Source organism: Streptomyces sp. NPDC026673, assembly GCF_040638135.1.
Taxonomy (GTDB): Bacteria; Actinomycetota; Actinomycetes; order Streptomycetales; family Streptomycetaceae; genus Actinacidiphila.
In genome coordinates, this window is sequence record NZ_JBEZXR010000002.1 from 260,906 (window position 1) to 275,137 (window position 14,232).

The 14,232-nt window shown below is 71.9% G+C and carries 15 protein-coding genes; 8 read left to right on the forward strand and 7 right to left on the reverse strand.

Annotated features, from left to right (window positions below; genetic code table 11):
- Nucleotides 1-39 precede the first annotated feature (39 nt).
- The gene (locus AB0F62_RS02805; RefSeq protein WP_361791398.1) at nucleotides 40-2,343 is read right to left on the reverse strand and encodes a transglycosylase domain-containing protein; all 2,304 of its coding nucleotides are present in this window, start codon (nucleotides 2,341-2,343) and stop codon (nucleotides 40-42) included.
- Nucleotides 2,344-2,740: 397 nt separating this feature from the next.
- Between AB0F62_RS02805 and AB0F62_RS02810 the strand changes: the two genes are divergently transcribed.
- Complete coding sequence (locus tag AB0F62_RS02810) at nucleotides 2,741-3,091, forward strand: WhiB family transcriptional regulator (protein WP_361791400.1); 351 nt, start codon at nucleotides 2,741-2,743, stop codon at nucleotides 3,089-3,091.
- Here the strand turns inward: AB0F62_RS02810 and AB0F62_RS02815 are convergent.
- Nucleotides 3,073-4,509, reverse strand: coding sequence for an ArsA family ATPase (locus tag AB0F62_RS02815; RefSeq protein ID WP_361791402.1), 1,437 nt, complete (start codon nucleotides 4,507-4,509; stop codon nucleotides 3,073-3,075). The two genes, AB0F62_RS02810 and AB0F62_RS02815, sit on opposite strands and share 19 nt — an antisense overlap.
- Entirely contained in the window at nucleotides 4,506-5,486 is a 981-nt protein-coding gene (locus tag AB0F62_RS02820) for an ArsA-related P-loop ATPase (protein ID WP_361791404.1), read from the reverse strand. Before AB0F62_RS02820 ends, AB0F62_RS02815 begins: the two co-directional genes overlap by 4 nt.
- A 71-nt stretch (nucleotides 5,487-5,557) precedes the next feature.
- Between AB0F62_RS02820 and AB0F62_RS02825 the strand changes: the two genes are divergently transcribed.
- The 4 genes from AB0F62_RS02825 to AB0F62_RS02840 all read left to right on the forward strand — a co-directional run bounded on the left by AB0F62_RS02825 (nucleotide 5,558) and on the right by AB0F62_RS02840 (nucleotide 7,984).
- On the forward strand, nucleotides 5,558-5,719 hold the full coding sequence (locus AB0F62_RS02825) for a DUF4177 domain-containing protein (protein ID WP_361791406.1): 162 nt from the start codon (nucleotides 5,558-5,560) through the stop codon (nucleotides 5,717-5,719).
- Nucleotides 5,716-6,180 carry a RidA family protein gene (locus AB0F62_RS02830; RefSeq protein ID WP_361791408.1) on the forward strand — a complete coding sequence of 155 codons (465 nt, stop codon included), beginning with the start codon at nucleotides 5,716-5,718 and terminating at the stop codon, nucleotides 6,178-6,180. The genes AB0F62_RS02825 and AB0F62_RS02830 overlap by 4 nt, the downstream gene beginning before the upstream one ends.
- 110 nt (nucleotides 6,181-6,290) lie before the next feature.
- Nucleotides 6,291-7,163 (forward strand): NUDIX hydrolase, encoded by an 873-nt coding sequence (locus AB0F62_RS02835; RefSeq protein WP_361791410.1) that lies wholly within the window; start codon nucleotides 6,291-6,293, stop codon nucleotides 7,161-7,163.
- The gene (locus AB0F62_RS02840) at nucleotides 7,160-7,984 is read left to right on the forward strand and encodes an MBL fold metallo-hydrolase (RefSeq protein WP_361791412.1); all 825 of its coding nucleotides are present in this window, start codon (nucleotides 7,160-7,162) and stop codon (nucleotides 7,982-7,984) included. Before AB0F62_RS02835 ends, AB0F62_RS02840 begins: the two co-directional genes overlap by 4 nt.
- Before the next feature lie 55 nt (nucleotides 7,985-8,039).
- Here AB0F62_RS02840 and AB0F62_RS02845 read toward each other — a convergent pair whose 3' ends face one another.
- Nucleotides 8,040-9,239 carry a PQQ-binding-like beta-propeller repeat protein gene (locus tag AB0F62_RS02845; protein ID WP_361791414.1) on the reverse strand — a complete coding sequence of 400 codons (1,200 nt, stop codon included), beginning with the start codon at nucleotides 9,237-9,239 and terminating at the stop codon, nucleotides 8,040-8,042.
- Nucleotides 9,240-9,323: 84 nt separating this feature from the next.
- Nucleotides 9,324-9,998, reverse strand: coding sequence for a Crp/Fnr family transcriptional regulator (locus tag AB0F62_RS02850; RefSeq protein WP_361791416.1), 675 nt, complete (start codon nucleotides 9,996-9,998; stop codon nucleotides 9,324-9,326).
- A gap of 254 nt (nucleotides 9,999-10,252) precedes the next feature.
- On the opposite strand from AB0F62_RS02850, the gene nth reads away from it, so the two are divergent.
- The 3 genes from nth to AB0F62_RS02865 are packed head-to-tail and all read left to right on the forward strand — an operon-like array spanning nucleotide 10,253 to nucleotide 12,982.
- Nucleotides 10,253-11,074, forward strand: a complete 822-nt coding sequence (gene nth / locus AB0F62_RS02855; RefSeq protein ID WP_361791418.1) for an endonuclease III — start codon at nucleotides 10,253-10,255, stop codon at nucleotides 11,072-11,074.
- Nucleotides 11,071-11,757 (forward strand): CoA pyrophosphatase, encoded by a 687-nt coding sequence (locus AB0F62_RS02860; RefSeq protein ID WP_361791420.1) that lies wholly within the window; start codon nucleotides 11,071-11,073, stop codon nucleotides 11,755-11,757. The genes nth and AB0F62_RS02860 overlap by 4 nt, the downstream gene beginning before the upstream one ends.
- A gap of 22 nt (nucleotides 11,758-11,779) precedes the next feature.
- Entirely contained in the window at nucleotides 11,780-12,982 is a 1,203-nt protein-coding gene (locus tag AB0F62_RS02865; RefSeq protein ID WP_361791422.1) for a MarP family serine protease, read from the forward strand.
- Between the two features lie 41 nt (nucleotides 12,983-13,023).
- Here AB0F62_RS02865 and AB0F62_RS02870 read toward each other — a convergent pair whose 3' ends face one another.
- Both AB0F62_RS02870 and AB0F62_RS02875 read right to left on the reverse strand, forming a co-directional pair.
- Nucleotides 13,024-13,206 carry a hypothetical protein gene (locus AB0F62_RS02870; protein ID WP_361791424.1) on the reverse strand — a complete coding sequence of 61 codons (183 nt, stop codon included), beginning with the start codon at nucleotides 13,204-13,206 and terminating at the stop codon, nucleotides 13,024-13,026.
- A gap of 94 nt (nucleotides 13,207-13,300) precedes the next feature.
- Complete coding sequence (locus AB0F62_RS02875) at nucleotides 13,301-14,224, reverse strand: alpha/beta hydrolase (RefSeq protein WP_361791426.1); 924 nt, start codon at nucleotides 14,222-14,224, stop codon at nucleotides 13,301-13,303.
- Nucleotides 14,225-14,232 lie beyond the last annotated feature (8 nt).

Below are 14,232 nucleotides of genomic sequence, written 5' to 3' on the forward strand. Positions count from 1 at the left end.
TCCGGTCCGGGCGCCCCTTCGGCGTCACGTCCTGGGGGATCAGCCCGGCCCGGGGCTCCCCGTTCCGGGGTCGACGGTCCCGGGTCCGCCGGCTCCGTTGTTCCCGCCGCTGCGGCCGTCGCCGCCGCCGGTGGTGAAGCCGTTGGTCCCGTTGGCGCCCAGCGTGTCGCCGCCGAAGACACCGCCGAAGAGGCCGTCGTCGCCGCCGTTGCCGTTTCCGTTGCCGCGGTGGTCGCCGGGGCCCTGGTGGTCGTCATCGTCGTCCCGGGGCTTCTCGGGCTCCTGGATGGCGACCGTCGGCAGGCTCGCGGAGGTCGTACCCGACAGGGCGCCGGACATGGCGTCCCGCCAGATCGGGCCCGGGGTGTCGGCGCCGAAGACCTTGGCGTGGTAGACCCCGCCGATGGTGATGTTGGTCATGTGGCGCTTGTGGGCCGGGTCGCCGACCCAGACCGCACCGGCCATGTCGGAGGTGTAGCCGACGAACCAGGCGGCGTAGCGCTCGTCGGTCGTACCGGTCTTGCCGGCGCTGTCCCGGTCGGACAGGCCCGCCTGCTGGCCGGTACCGTCCTCGACCACGCCCTTGAGCAGCGTGTTCAGGGTGGCGGCGGTCTGCTCGGACATGGCCCGCTTGCAGTCGGTCTTCGGCACCCTCAGCTTCTTGCCGTTGGCGTCGGTGATCGACTGGATGGCGACCGGGGTGCAGTAGACGCCCTTGTTGGCGAAGGTCGCGTAGGCGTTCGCCATGGTCAGCGGCGAGACCTCCTGGCTGCCCAGGGTCAGCGAGGGCACCTGCGTGAGGGCCTTGCCGTTGGCCCGCTCTATCCCCATGGACTTGGCCATCTTGACCACCGGGCAGACGCCGATGTCGCTGATCAGCTGGACGTAGAAGGTGTTGACCGACTTCGCGGTCGCCTCCTTCATGGAGTACGGGCCCTTCTCGGACTCGTTCTCGTTCTCGACCGTGCTGCCCTCGGTGTTGACCCAGTTGCCGCCGCAGGTCGTGACGGGGCTCGGGTAGGTCATCTTGTACGGCGAGGGGTAGGTCGTCGAGGGGTTGGTGCCCTGCTCGATGGCCGCGGCCGCGGTGATCGGCTTGAAGGTCGAACCGGGCTGGTAGCCGACGCCGCCGCCCATGGACTGGTTGACCGAGAGGTTGATCTGGGTCTGGTTCTTCTTGAAGCCGTACGGGCGGGACTGCCCCATCCCGACGATCTTGCCGGTGCCGGGCTGGACGAGCGTCACGGCGGTGGCGACGTCGTCGCTCTTGTAGACGTGGTCGGTGATCGAGTTCTGGACCGACTGCTGCGCCTTCGGGTCGAGGGTGGTGCGGATGGTGAGGCCGCCCTGGTCCCAGCGCTTGGAGCGCTCGGCCTTGGTCTTGCCGAAGACCTTGTCGGTGAGGAAGACCTCGCGCACGTAGTCGCAGAAGAAGCCGGCGCCGTTGACGGCGGTGATGCAGCCGTTCTTGGGCTGGCTGACCTTGAGGCCGAGCGGCTTCGCCTTCGCGGCGTCGGCCTCGGCCTGGGTGACGTCCTTCACGTCGGCCATGCGCTGCAGCACCACGTCGCGGCGCTTCTTGGCCTCTTCGGGGTCGTTGACCGGGTCGTAGCGGCTCGGCGACTGGACGAGGCCGGCCAGCAGGGCGGACTCGGTGAGCGAGAGGTCCTTGGCGGACTTGCTGAAGTAGCGCTTGGCGGCGGACTCGACCCCGTACGCCTGCTCGCCGAAGAAGGTGATGTTGAGGTAGTTCTCGAGGATCTTCTTCTTCCCCAGCTCCTGCTCGAGCTGGATGGCGTACTTCATCTCCTTGATCTTGCGGCCGACGGTCTGCTGGGTGGCCTGCTGGACCTTGGTGGGGTCGTCGCCGGCCTCCTCGACGAAGACGTTCTTGACGTACTGCTGCGTCAGGGTGGACGCGCCCTCGGAGACCCCGCCCTCCTGGGCGTTCTTGTTGAGCGCGCGCAGGATGCCCTTGACGTCGATGGCGCCGTGCTCGTAGAAGCGGGCGTCCTCGATGGCGACGATGGCCTGCTGCATCGACTTGCTGATCTTGTCGAGCCCCACGACCGTGCGGTCGCGCGAGTAGACGTTCGCGATCAGGCCGCCCTTGGCGTCCAGGATCCGGGTGCTCTGCGAGAGCGGCGGGCGCTTCAGCTCGCCCGGCAGGGAGTCGAAGCCGGCCGCGGTGCCCTTGGCGCTCAGTCCGAGCGCCCCGGCCGCGGGGAGGGCGATGCCGGCCAGCACGACGCCGGCGAGGACGCTGACACCCAGGAACTTGGCGGCCTGCTGCGCGGTACTGGTGCCGCCGCTGCTGGTGGGGCGCGATCGCTTGTGACCCATGGGGTGCAGCTTACGTTGCCATTCTTAAGACGTGGGCATGCTTGTTCGCCTACTCTGTAACAGACAGGCGCGAACACTGCGCACACGTCTGTCTTCCGTCCTCACTCTTGTGGGTGATGAGAACTGCCCGAATTCCTGTCATATGCCAGCCATATGACCTGGGTCTCGGGCCCCAGAAGTGGCGAACTGACCGCTTTGCGGCAATTCGCCCATTCTGCCGTCGGCTCACTCCGTCGGGTGATCTGCCGCGTACCCATAGTCCGTTCGGGCCATTCAAGATTGGGCCTGAAAGGGCTGTTGCGTCGTGCCCACCTTCCGTAACGTCCTCAACTGGCAACGGTGAATATGCCGCTTGCCGCCGTGGGGGAGCCTCGATTCGGGAGAGGACGGCGCCAGCATGAGCAGCTGGGTTACGGACTGGAGTACGCAGGCCGCGTGCCGCACGACGGATCCGGATGAACTTTTCGTCCAGGGAGCGGCCCAGAACAGGGCCAAGGCGGTGTGCACCGGCTGCCCGGTACGCACCGAGTGCCTGGCCGACGCCCTGGACAACCGCGTCGAGTTCGGCGTCTGGGGCGGGATGACCGAGCGGGAACGCAGGGCGCTGCTGCGCCGGCGCCCCACGGTCACCTCGTGGCGCAGGCTGCTGGAGACCGCGCGTACGGAGTACGAGCGCAGCACGGGTGTGCTCCCGCTCGACGACGAGGACTACGGCGAGGGCTACGACGACTACGCCGCCGTCGGCTGACCCTGCGCGAGGCGCTCGCCGATCGCGCGCAGGCCCTCGAGGTCGTGCACGTCGCCCGGCAGGGCGGCGACGTCCACCATGGGCACGTCGGGGTGGACGGAGACGAAGCGATCACGGGTGCGCCGCTCGCGTGCGACCAGCTGCATCCGCTCGGCGTGCAGGCGCAGCAGGCCGGCGGCGATGCGGTCGGCGTCCGGAGGGTCCGCGGGTCGCCCCGCGGCGGGGCCCTGCGCGGGCGCGCAGGCGGTCGGGGACGGGGTCGGGGAGCCGGCGGGTGCTCCGGGAGAGTTCGTGTCCGTACTGTCCGTACTGGGGGTCCCTTCGCCGCCGTCGGCCGTACGGAGTCCAGCCTTCCCGCCGGGCTGATCCACAATGCCGACGCTTTGAAGATTTTCTGCGGATTCGTCAAACTCCCCGGTCGGCTGGGGAGTTGGCGGATCCTCGGCCGCCGGGTCGTCGTCGGCGGCCTCCAGGGCGCCCAGGTCTTCCAGCGCCTCCGCCGCCGCCAGCGCCCGTTCCGCGGTGAGCCGTGCCGCGCCGCTGCCGTGCACGCGGTTGAGCACCAGCCCGGCGAGCGGCATGTTCTCCGCCGCCAGCCGCTCCACGAAGTACGAGGCCTCCCGCAGCGCGTCCCGCTCCGGTGCGGCCACCACCAGGAACGCCGTCCCGTTCGCCTGGAGCAGCTTGTAGGTGGCGTCCGCCCGGGAGCGGAAGCCGCCGAACATCGAGTCCATCGCCGCCACGAAGGTCTGCACGTCGCGCAGCAGGTGCGCGCCCATGACCTTGCTGAGCGTGCCGGTCATCATCGACATCCCGACGTTGAGGAACTTCACGCCGGCCCGCCCGCCGACCTTCGCGGGGGCCATCAGCAGCCGGATGAAGCGCCCGTCCAGGAAGGACCCCAGCCGCTTCGGCGCGTCCAGGAAGTCCAGTGCCGAGCGGCTCGGCGGGGTGTCCACGATGATCAGGTCCCACTCGTCGAGCGCCCGCAGCTGGCCCAGCTTCTCCATGGCCATGTACTCCTGCGTGCCCGCGAAGCCCGCGGAGAGCGACTGGTAGAAGGGGTTGTCCAGGATCGCCCGGGCCCGCTCCCGGTCCGTGTGCTGCAGTACGACCTCGTCGAAGGTCCGCTTCATGTCGAGCATCATCGCGTGCAGCTCGCCGCCCGCGGACTCGTCGATCCCCGCCACCTTGCGCGGGGTGTTGTCGAGTTCCGTCAGCCCCATGGACTGCGCCAGCCGGCGTGCCGGGTCGATGGTCAGCACGACGGCCTTGCGCCCGCGCTCGGCCGCGCGGACGCCCAGCGCCGCCGCCGTGGTGGTCTTGCCGACGCCGCCCGAGCCGCAGCAGACGACGATCCGGGTCTTCGGATCGTCGATCAGGGGGTCGATGTCCAATACCGGACTCTCCAGACTCATGCGACCCCCAGCCCCTGCTTCCGCAGATTTTCAGCCAATCTGTACAACCCGCCGAGATCGACGCCGTCGCCCATCAGTTCCAGTTCGTACGCGGGCAGTCCGAGCGAGGTCAGTTCCTCGCGCTGGGCGCGCTCGAGGGCCACGCGTTCCGCGTGCTCGTGCGCCTGCGTCAGCAGCGGGTCGACCAGCCGCTCGGCCAGACCGCCGCGCCGCGCGCCGCCCAGCCCGGCCTGGGAGAGCGCCTTGGCGATCGCCGCGCGCTGCCCGTCCCGCGCCGCGGCCACGGCCGCGCCGTCCATCACCACCGGGCGCACCATGTTGATGACGACGGCGCCGGTCGGCAGCCCCGCCTCGCGCAGCTCCGCCACGCCGTCCACGGTCTCCTGGACCGGCATCTCCTCCAGGAGGGTGACCAGGTGCACCGCCGTCTCCGGGGACTTCATCACGCGCATCACGGCCTGCGCCTGATTGTGTATCGGCCCGAACCGGGCCAGCCCGGCGACCTCGTCGTTGACGTTGAGGAAGCGGGTGATCCGCCCGGTGGGCGGCGCGTCCAGCACCACCGCGTCGTACGCCCGCCAGCCGGCGCGGTCCTTGCGGCGCACGGCCTCGCAGACCTTGCCGGTCAGCAGGACGTCGCGCAGCCCGGGGGCCACGGTGGTGGCGAAGTCGATGGCGCCCAGCTTCTTCAGGGCCCGGCCCGCCCGGCCGAGCTTGTAGAACATGTCGAGGTAGTCCAGCAGCGCCTGCTCGGCGTCGATGGCCAGGGCGTACACCTCGCCGCCGCCCGGTGCCACGGCGATCTTGCGCTCCTCGTAGGGGAGGGCCTCGGTCTCGAAGAGCTGTGCGATGCCCTGCCGCCCCTCCACCTCCGTCAGCAGCGTCCGCCGCCCCTCGGCGGCGAGTGCGAGTGCCAGCGCCGCGGCGACCGTCGTCTTGCCCGTACCGCCCTTGCCCGTCACGATGTGGAGCCTCACACCTGCGAGCCTAACCAGTTGAGGGCGGGGCTACGCAGGGGCGGGGCTGTGCCAGGCATTACAGTCCCCTCATGACCAAGTGGGAATACGCGACCGTGCCGCTGCTGGTACACGCGACGAAGCAGATTCTGGACACCTGGGGCGAGGACGGCTGGGAGCTCGTCCAGGTCGTGCCGGGCCCCAACAACCCCGAGCAGCTGGTGGCGTACTTCAAGCGGGAGAAGAGCGCGTGAGCGCCGTCGAGCAGCGGCTCGCGGAACTGGGGCTGGAGCTCCCCGCGGTGGCCGCCCCGCTCGCCGCGTACGTCCCGGCCGTGCGGTCCGGTGCGTACGTCTTCACGGCGGGCCAGCTGCCGCTCGTCGACGGCAAGCTGACCTGCACCGGCAAGGTCGGCGCCGAGGTCACCGCGGACGAGGCCAAGCAGCTCGCCCGCACCTGCGCGCTCAACGCCCTGGCCGCGGTCCGCTCCGTCGTGGGTGACCTCGACCGCGTCAAGCGCGTGGTCAAGGTCGTCGGCTTCGTCGCCTCCGCCCCCGACTTCACGGGGCAGCCCGCCGTCGTCAACGGCGCCAGCGAACTGCTGGGCGAGGTCCTCGGCGACAAGGGCGTGCACGCCCGCAGCGCCGTCGGCGTGGCCGTCCTGCCGCTCGACGCGCCGGTCGAGGTCGAGATCCAGGTCGAGATCGAGGACTGACGTCCCGTACCCCTCCGGCGGGGCGCGCCCCGGCCACCGGAGGGGTACCCCGGGCCCGCCCGGCCCGGGCCCTATCGAACATCCCCGCGGAAGCGCATAGCATCCGCCCCATGACCACCACGAACGGCCAGTGGTTCCCGGCGACCTGGCCCGACCGCATCCGGGCCCTCGCGGCGGGGACCCTGGAGCCTGTCGTGCCGCGCCGCGCGGCGACCGTCCTGCTGCTCAAGGACACCGGTGCCGGCCCCGCCGTGCACCTGCTGCGGCGGCGGGCCTCCATGGCCTTCGCCGCCGGCGCGTACGCCTATCCCGGCGGCGGCGTGGACCCGCGCGACGAGCGGCCGGTGGCGTGGGCGGGACCCTCGCCGCGGACCTGGGCCGCCCGGCTGGGCGAGGGCCTGGACCCGGCCTCCGCGCAGGCGATCGTGTGCGCGGCCGTGCGCGAGACTTTCGAGGAGTCCGGCGTGCTGCTGGCCGGCCCCGACGAGGCCTCCGTCGTCGCGGACACCACCGGCGAGGAGTGGGAGGCGGAACGCCGCGCCCTGGTCTCCCGGGAGCTGTCCTTCGCCGACTTCCTCGACCGCCGCGCCCTGGTGCTCCGGTCCGACCTGCTCGGCCCCTGGGCCCGCTGGATCACCCCGGAGTTCGAGGAGCGCCGCTACGACACATGGTTCTTCGTGACCGCGCTGCCGCCCGGCCAGCGCACCCGCGACGTGTCCGGCGAGGCGGACCGCACGGTGTGGCTGCCGCCGGCCGAGGCCGTGGCCGGCTACGACCGCGGCGAAATGATCATGCTCCCGCCGACCGTCGCCACCCTGCGCGAACTGCTGCCGTACGCCTCGGCGGCGGCCGCCCTCGAAGGGGCCGCGGAGGGGCGCGACCTCACCCCGGTGCTGGCCCGCGCGGCGGTCGTGGGCGAGGAGATCGTCCTGACCTGGCCGGGCCACGAAGAATTCACCAAGCGCATGGGAGCCGCCGAATGACCTCGGCCCTTCAGCCCGGCAAGCCCCGCGCGGAGATCGGCGGGCCGGCCACCGCCCGGGCGGTGTGCGTACTCGCGCCGAATCCCTCGCCGATGACGCTGGACGGCACGAACACCTGGATCGTCTCCGAACCGGACTCGGACCTCGCGGTCGTCATCGACCCCGGCCCGCTCGACGACGGCCACCTGAACAACGTGGTGTCCACCGCGCACTCCCTCGGCAAGCGGATCGCGCTCACCCTGCTCACCCACGGCCACCCCGACCACGCCGAGGGCGCGGGACGCTTCGCCGAGCTGACCGGTACCGCCGTGCGCGCCCTGGACCCGGCGCTGCGCCTGGGCGACGAGGGCCTGGGGGCGGGGGACGTCATCACCACCGGCGGTCTGGAGCTGCGCGTCGTGCCCACCCCCGGGCACACCGCGGACTCGTTCTCCTTCCACCTGCCCGCCGACCGGGCCGTGCTCACCGGAGACACCGTCCTCGGCCGCGGCACGACGGTCGTCGCCCACCCCGACGGGCGCCTGGGCGACTACCTGGACTCCCTGCGCCGCCTCCAGGCGCTCACGATGGACGACGGCGTCGCCACCGTCCTGCCGGGCCACGGCCCGGTCCTGGCCGACGCCCGGGGAGCCGTCGAGTTCTACCTGGCGCACCGCGCCCACCGCCTCGCCCAGGTCGAGACGGCCGTCGAGGCGGGTCTGACGACCCCCTCCGAGGTCGTCGCCCACGTCTACGCGGACGTCGACCGGGCCCTGTGGCCGGCGGCCGAGCTCTCGGTGCGGGCCCAACTGGACTACCTGCTGGAGCACGGCCTGATCTGACGCGGCCGGCAGGCACGCGCGGACTGAGCCGTGGTCCCGGTCCCGTGGGAGGCCGTCAGCGCCAGTCGTACGCCTTGACGGGGGCGGTGGCCGCGGTGCTCCTCTTGCCCACCCACAGCAGGCGTCCGCCGCGCATGTGCAGCGTGTACGGAGTGTCCTGCCCGGTGGTCCGCAGCGGGCGGTGCGCCACCTCGCGACCGGTGGCCGGGTCGAGCACGAAGGCGGCGGAGCGGAACTCGTCGGAGTGGCGCACGGCGACCACATGGCCCCGGTGGAGCGTGAGCGCCCCGATGCCCCACCGGTCCCACGTCCACAGGTGACGGCCGGTGGTCGGCGAGAAGCCCGCCAGCCGGACGAGGGGATCCTCCGGCGAGGGCCGGACGAACGCCATCAGCGTGTCCGCTGCGACGACGAGCCGGCGACGCACATCGGCGACGTCCCAGTGGTCCGGTTCGATCGTGCCGTGGTCGCCGGCCATCGGGATCTCCATGACGGTCCCGCCGTCCTCGCCCAGGCGCAGCAGGCACTGCCGGCCGCGGCGGCCCTCGCCCACCACGGCCAGCAGCAGCGGGTCCGCGCCGAGCAGACGGACCTCGTCGACCGGGCCGTCGACGGGGAGGGGCTTCTCCCACAGGACCGAGCCGTCGGCGAGGCGCATCGACCGGATGGTCGCGGTGCCCGAGTCCCCGGTCACCAGGACGAGCCGTCCGCCGCCCGCCGCGATCCGCGCCCCGCGGTCCGGGTCGTGCGGCACGGACCACACGCGTCCGCCGGTGCGGGCGTCGTAGGCGACGACCCCGTCCACCGTGGCGACCGCCGCGCGCCGCCCGGACAGGGCGAGGGTGCCGGCGCGGAGTCCGTGGTCGTGGTGCCAGAGCCCGGAGAGGTTCAGCCGGGCCGACCACAGCTCCTTGCCCGAAGCGGTGTCCAAGGCGGTGACGCCGCCGGCCTTCTCCCCGTCGTCGGAGGTGTCCGGCCGGTGGGCCAGGAGCGTGACGCCGTCCATCGGCTCGTCGGCGACCGCGGACAGCACGTCGCGGCCGGGTACCTCCCAGGCCCAGCGCTGCTCGCCGGAATCGGTGCCGAAGGCCCGCACCCGGTCGAAGGCCGCCCTGACGACCGTGTCCCCGTCCAGCAGGCTGCCCAGCGCCTCGGGCTCGGCGCGGCCGTCGTGCGCCGCCCGCCACACCGGTTTCAACGAGCGCAGCCGCTTCGTGGGCTTCCAGGCGGACTGCGGCGCCTTCTCCTCGTACATGCGTCTCCCCACCCCGGAACGCAGAAAGCGTAAGGGGCGCCCACCATGGGTGGGCGCCCCTTACGTGAGAACGCGGTACGGGTGTCAGCGCGAGCGCTTGGCCAGCCGCTCGACGTCCAGCAGGATGACCGCCCGCGCCTCCAGGCGCAGCCAGCCGCGGCCCGCGAAGTCGGCGAGGGCCTTGTTGACGGTCTCACGGGAGGCGCCCACCAGTTGGGCCAGCTCTTCCTGCGTGAGGTCGTGGACGACGTGGATGCCCTCCTCGGACTGCACGCCGAAGCGACGCGACAGGTCCAGCAGCGCCTTGGCGACGCGGCCCGGCACATCGGAGAAGACCAGGTCGGACATGACGTCGTTGGTGCGCCGCAGGCGGCGTGCGACGGCGCGCAGCAGCGCGGTGGAGACCTCGGGCCGGGCGTTGAGCCACGGCTGCAGGTCGCCGTGGCCGAGCCCGAGCAGCTTCACCTCGGTCAGCGCGGTGGCGGTGGCGGTGCGCGGGCCGGGATCGAAGAGCGACAGCTCGCCGATCAGCTCGCCGGGGCCCACGACGGCGAGCATGTTCTCGCGCCCGTCGGGGGAGGTGCGGTGCAGCTTCACCTTGCCCTCGGTGACGACGTACAGCCGGTCCCCGGGTTCCCCCTCGTGGAACAGCGAGTCGCCACGCGCGAGCGTGGCCTCCGTCATGGAGGCGCGCAGTTCAGCGGCCTGCTCATCGTCGAGCGCCGCGAAAAGCGGTGCGCGCCGCAGAACGTCGTCCACGAGCTCTCTCCTTGTCGACATCGCTGGGTCGGTCCCCATCATGCCCGACAGCAAAACAGTGCGATCAATCACAAGTCTGTCTTATGTGCTCGTGTGATTGTGCTCCGGGGGTCCGTTTGGGGGCCGGATCGCGGCTCTCCAGCGCGATTGTCGGTGCCGAGGCTTAGGCTGGCCGGGTGTCCGATACGCCAAGTGCGCAGAAGAAACGGCAGAGTGGCGGGGCCGGGAGGGTGACCGCCGACCCTGATTCCGCTGTGAGCGAACGGGGTGCCGGAAGGCCCCCGGCCGGCCGCGCGCGGGCATCCCGCAAGCCCGAGTCGCGGCTCGCGATGGTGCGCAGGGCGCGCCGGATCAACCGCGAACTCGCGGAGGTGTATCCGTACGCCCACCCCGAGCTCGACTTCGAGGATCCCTTCCAGCTGCTCGTCGCCACGGTGCTCTCGGCCCAGACGACCGATCTGAGGGTCAACCAGACCACGCCCGCGCTGTTCGCGAAGTATCCGACGCCCGAGGACCTCGCGGCGGCCGACCCGGAGGAGCTGGAGCAGATCGTCCGCCCCACCGGCTTCTTCCGCTCCAAGGCGCGGGCGCTGCTCGGCCTGTCGGCGGCGATCCGCGACGACTTCGGCGGCGAGGTGCCGGGCCGGCTGGAGGACCTGGTCACGCTGCCCGGCGTGGGCCGCAAGACGGCCAACGTGGTGCTCGGCAACGCCTTCGGCGTCCCCGGCCTCACCGTGGACACCCACTTCCAACGGCTGGTCCACCGCTTCGGCTGGACCGCCGCCAAGGAGCCGGAGAAGATCGAGCAGGAGATCATGGAGATCTTCCCGAGGAGCGAGTGGACGATGCTCTCGCACCGCCTGATCTTCCACGGCCGCCGGATCTGCCACGCCCGCCGCCCCGCCTGCGGCGCCTGCCCAATCGCCCCGCTGTGCCCGGCGTACGGAGAGGGCGAGACGGATCCGGAGAAGGCGAAGAAGCTGCTGAAGTACGAGATGGGCGGCGGTCCCGGGCAGCGGCTGAAGCCGCCGCCGGGATTCCCGGGGCAGGCGGCGCCGCCGCTGGAGGTGGAGTGACGCAGGCACGACCCGACATCGACGCCGTCGCGGTGGACCGCGAGGGGCTGCCGTCCTGGCTGGATCCGGTGGTCCGGGCGGTCGACGCCGTACGGCCGGAGCAGCTCAGCCGCTTCCTGCCGCCGCCGGCCGGCGGCCGGCCCTCCGCCGTCCTCATCCTCCTCGGGGCCGGGGGCGACGGAGAGGGACCCGAGCTGCTCCTGATGGAACGGGCGGCCTCGCTGCGCTCGCACGCGGGCCAGCCCTCCTTCCCGGGCGGCGCGCTCGATCCGGAGGACGGCGACCCGGAGGGCGAGGGCCCGCTGCGGGCCGCGCTGCGCGAGGCATGGGAGGAGACCGGCCTCGATCCGTCGGGGGTGCAGGTCTTCGGGGTGCTCCCGCGGCTCTACATCCCGGTGAGCGGTTTCGTGGTGACGCCGGTGCTGGGCTGGTGGCGCACGCCGTCACCGGTGTGCGCGGTCGATCCGGCGGAAACGGCGCGGGTGTTCACGGTTCCCGTGGCGGATCTCACCGACCCCGCCAACCGCGCCACCGTGACGCACCCCAGCGGCTTCCAGGGGCCCGCCTTCCTGGTGGAGGGCGCCCTGGTGTGGGGTTTCACGGCCGGCCTGATCGACCGGATCCTCCACCACACGGGCTGGGAACGACCCTGGGATCGTGCAAAGACGGTCCCGCTGGGCTGATCCTCCATGAGACGGTGTCCGGGTGAATGTGCTGGACATCGTGCTGCTGCTGGCCGCCGTGTGGTTCGCGATCGTGGGCTACCGCCAGGGATTCATCGTCGGCGTGATGTCGGTGGTGGGGTTCCTCGGCGGCGGTCTGATCGCCGTGTACGTGCTGCCCGCGATCTGGAACGCGGTCACCGACAACGCCGCGCCCGGCACGGTGGCCGTCGTGGCCGCGGTGGTCCTGATCATCGTGTGCGCGTCGGTGGGGCAGGCGTTCACCACGCATCTGGGCAACAAGGTCCGCACGCACATCAGCTGGTCGCCGGCGCGGGCGGTGGACGCCGTCGGCGGGGCCCTGGTGAACGTCCTGGCGATGCTGCTGGTCGCCTGGCTCATCGGCTCGGCGCTCGCCACCACGACCACGCTGCCCAGCCTCGGCCGCGAGGTCCGCTCCTCCAGGGTGCTGCTGGGGGTCGCGCAGATCGTGCCGGGGGAGGCCAACAACTGGTTCGCCGACTTCAGTTCGGTCCTCGCGCAGAACGGACTGCCGCAGGTCTTCTCGCCGTTCGGCAACGAGCCGATCACCGCCGTCCCCGCCCCCGACCCGGCGCTCGCCGACAGCGCGGTCGTCGGCCGCGCCCGGCGCAGCATCGTCAAGGTCGTCGGTACGGCGCCGAGCTGCGGCAAGGTGCTGGAGGGCACCGGCTTCGTCTTCGCGCCGCACCGGGTGATGACCAACGCCCACGTCGTCGGCGGCGTCGACAACCCCACTGTGCAGATCGGCGGCGAGGGCCGGGTGTACGACGGCAAGGTGGTGCTCTACGACTGGCAGCGCGACATCGCGGTCATCGACGTACCGTCCCTGGAGGCGCCCGCGTTGTCCTTCAGCGCCACCGACGCCGAGTCGCGCGACGACGCGATCGTCGCCGGCTTCCCGGAGAACGGCGGCTTCGACGTACGGGCCGCCCGTGTGCGCGGCCGCATCCCCGCGTCGGGACCGGACATCTACCACCGGGGCACCGTCGACCGCGACGTCTACTCCCTGTACACGCTGGTGCGCCAGGGCAACTCCGGCGGACCGCTGCTGACGCCCGACGGCCGGGTGTACGGCGTGGTCTTCGCCAAGTCCCTCGACGACGCGGACACCGGCTACGCCCTGACGGCGGACGAGATCCAGGCGGACATCCGTGCCGGGCGTACCGCCGACCGGCAGGTCGACACCCAGGGCTGTGCCCTGTAGGCACTCCGGGGTGCCGGCCGGTCGGTCGCGGTACCGCGCGGTCAGTCGCCGCGGGTATGCCTCAGGCGCGCGCCCACCCAGCGTGCGCGGCGCCTGAGGATATGGGGAATGCCGAGTCGGGAGCCTCCGGACCGGTGGTCCGGGGCCTGCGTCCCGGTGGTGATCCGCGCTCTGTCGGCGCGGCGGTCGCGTGACACGTCACGGTAGTCGTGCGTCCAGCCCATACCGAGCTGTCTGCCCGGGGTCCATGGTCGGTAACCGCCTGGCGCTCCATCAGTTGGCCTATGCGTCCGGCATTTGGCCGATGGTCATACGAGATTAACGGTCCGGTTCCGGGTCCTTGAGCCAGTTGATCAGCTCGGCCGAGAAGAGCGCCGGATCCTCCTCGTGCGGGAAGTGCCCCAGCCCGTCGAAGAGCCGCCAGCGGTAGGGCGCCTCCACGTACTCCGCGCTGCCCGCGGCGTGCCGGGCCCGCATCGCCGGGTCGAGCGAGCCGTGCAGATGCAGCGTGGGCACCCGTACCGGCCGCTTCATGCGCCGGTTGAACTGGAAGCCGTCCACCCGCGCCAGGGAACGCACCATCCAGCGGTACGGCTCGATCGAGCAGTGCGCCGTCGACGGGATGCACATCGCCCGGCGGTAGACGTCCACCGTCCCGTCCTCCGGCAGCCGGGGCCCGGACCAGTCCCGCAGCAGCCGTCCGACCAGGGCCGCGTCATCCGCGACCAGCTGCCGCTCCGGGATGAACGGGCGCTGGAAGCCCCAGACGTAACCGCCGGCCGCGCTGTGCCGCAGGTCCGTCAGCATCGCCGCGCGCCAGCGCCGCGGGTGCGGCATGGAGGACACCGCGAGCCGGCGGACGAGCTTGGGGCGCATCGCCGCCGCCGTCCAGGCCAGGTAGCCGCCCAGGTCGTGTCCCACCAGCGCGGCATCGGGCTCGCCGAGCGAGCGGATCACGCCGGTGATGTCGAGCGCGAGGTTCGCGGGGTCGTAGCCGCGCGGCGTGCGGTCGCTGCCGCCCACGCCGCGCAGGTCCATCGCGACCGCGCGGAAGCCCGCGTCGGCCAGCGCGGTCAGCTGGTGCCGCCAGGTCCACCAGAACTGCGGGAAGCCGTGCAGCAGCAGCACCAGGGGGCCGTCGCCGACTTCGGCGATGTGGAAGCGGGCACCGTTCGCGGCGACGTCCCGGTGGGTCCAGGGCCCGTCGATCCGCACCACCGAGGAACTATCAGCGACCGTCATGCCTTGAG

What these genes read in the sequence shown, in the direction of transcription:
- AB0F62_RS02840 (WP_361791412.1), top strand. Translation starts at nt 7,160, where the DNA reads ATGACCTCGGCCCTTCAGCCCGGCAAGCCCCGCGCGGAGATCGGCGGG.
- AB0F62_RS02835 (WP_361791410.1), top strand. Translation starts at nt 6,291, where the DNA reads ATGACCACCACGAACGGCCAGTGGTTCCCGGCGACCTGGCCCGACCGC.
- AB0F62_RS02805 (WP_361791398.1), bottom strand. Translation starts at nt 2,343, where the DNA reads ATGGGTCACAAGCGATCGCGCCCCACCAGCAGCGGCGGCACCAGTACC.
- AB0F62_RS02870 (WP_361791424.1), bottom strand. Translation starts at nt 13,206, where the DNA reads ATGGGCTGGACGCACGACTACCGTGACGTGTCACGCGACCGCCGCGCC.
- AB0F62_RS02810 (WP_361791400.1), top strand. Translation starts at nt 2,741, where the DNA reads ATGAGCAGCTGGGTTACGGACTGGAGTACGCAGGCCGCGTGCCGCACG.
- AB0F62_RS02845 (WP_361791414.1), bottom strand. Translation starts at nt 9,239, where the DNA reads ATGTACGAGGAGAAGGCGCCGCAGTCCGCCTGGAAGCCCACGAAGCGG.
- AB0F62_RS02825 (WP_361791406.1), top strand. Translation starts at nt 5,558, where the DNA reads ATGACCAAGTGGGAATACGCGACCGTGCCGCTGCTGGTACACGCGACG.
- AB0F62_RS02815 (WP_361791402.1), bottom strand. Translation starts at nt 4,509, where the DNA reads ATGAGTCTGGAGAGTCCGGTATTGGACATCGACCCCCTGATCGACGAT.
- AB0F62_RS02875 (WP_361791426.1), bottom strand. Translation starts at nt 14,224, where the DNA reads ATGACGGTCGCTGATAGTTCCTCGGTGGTGCGGATCGACGGGCCCTGG.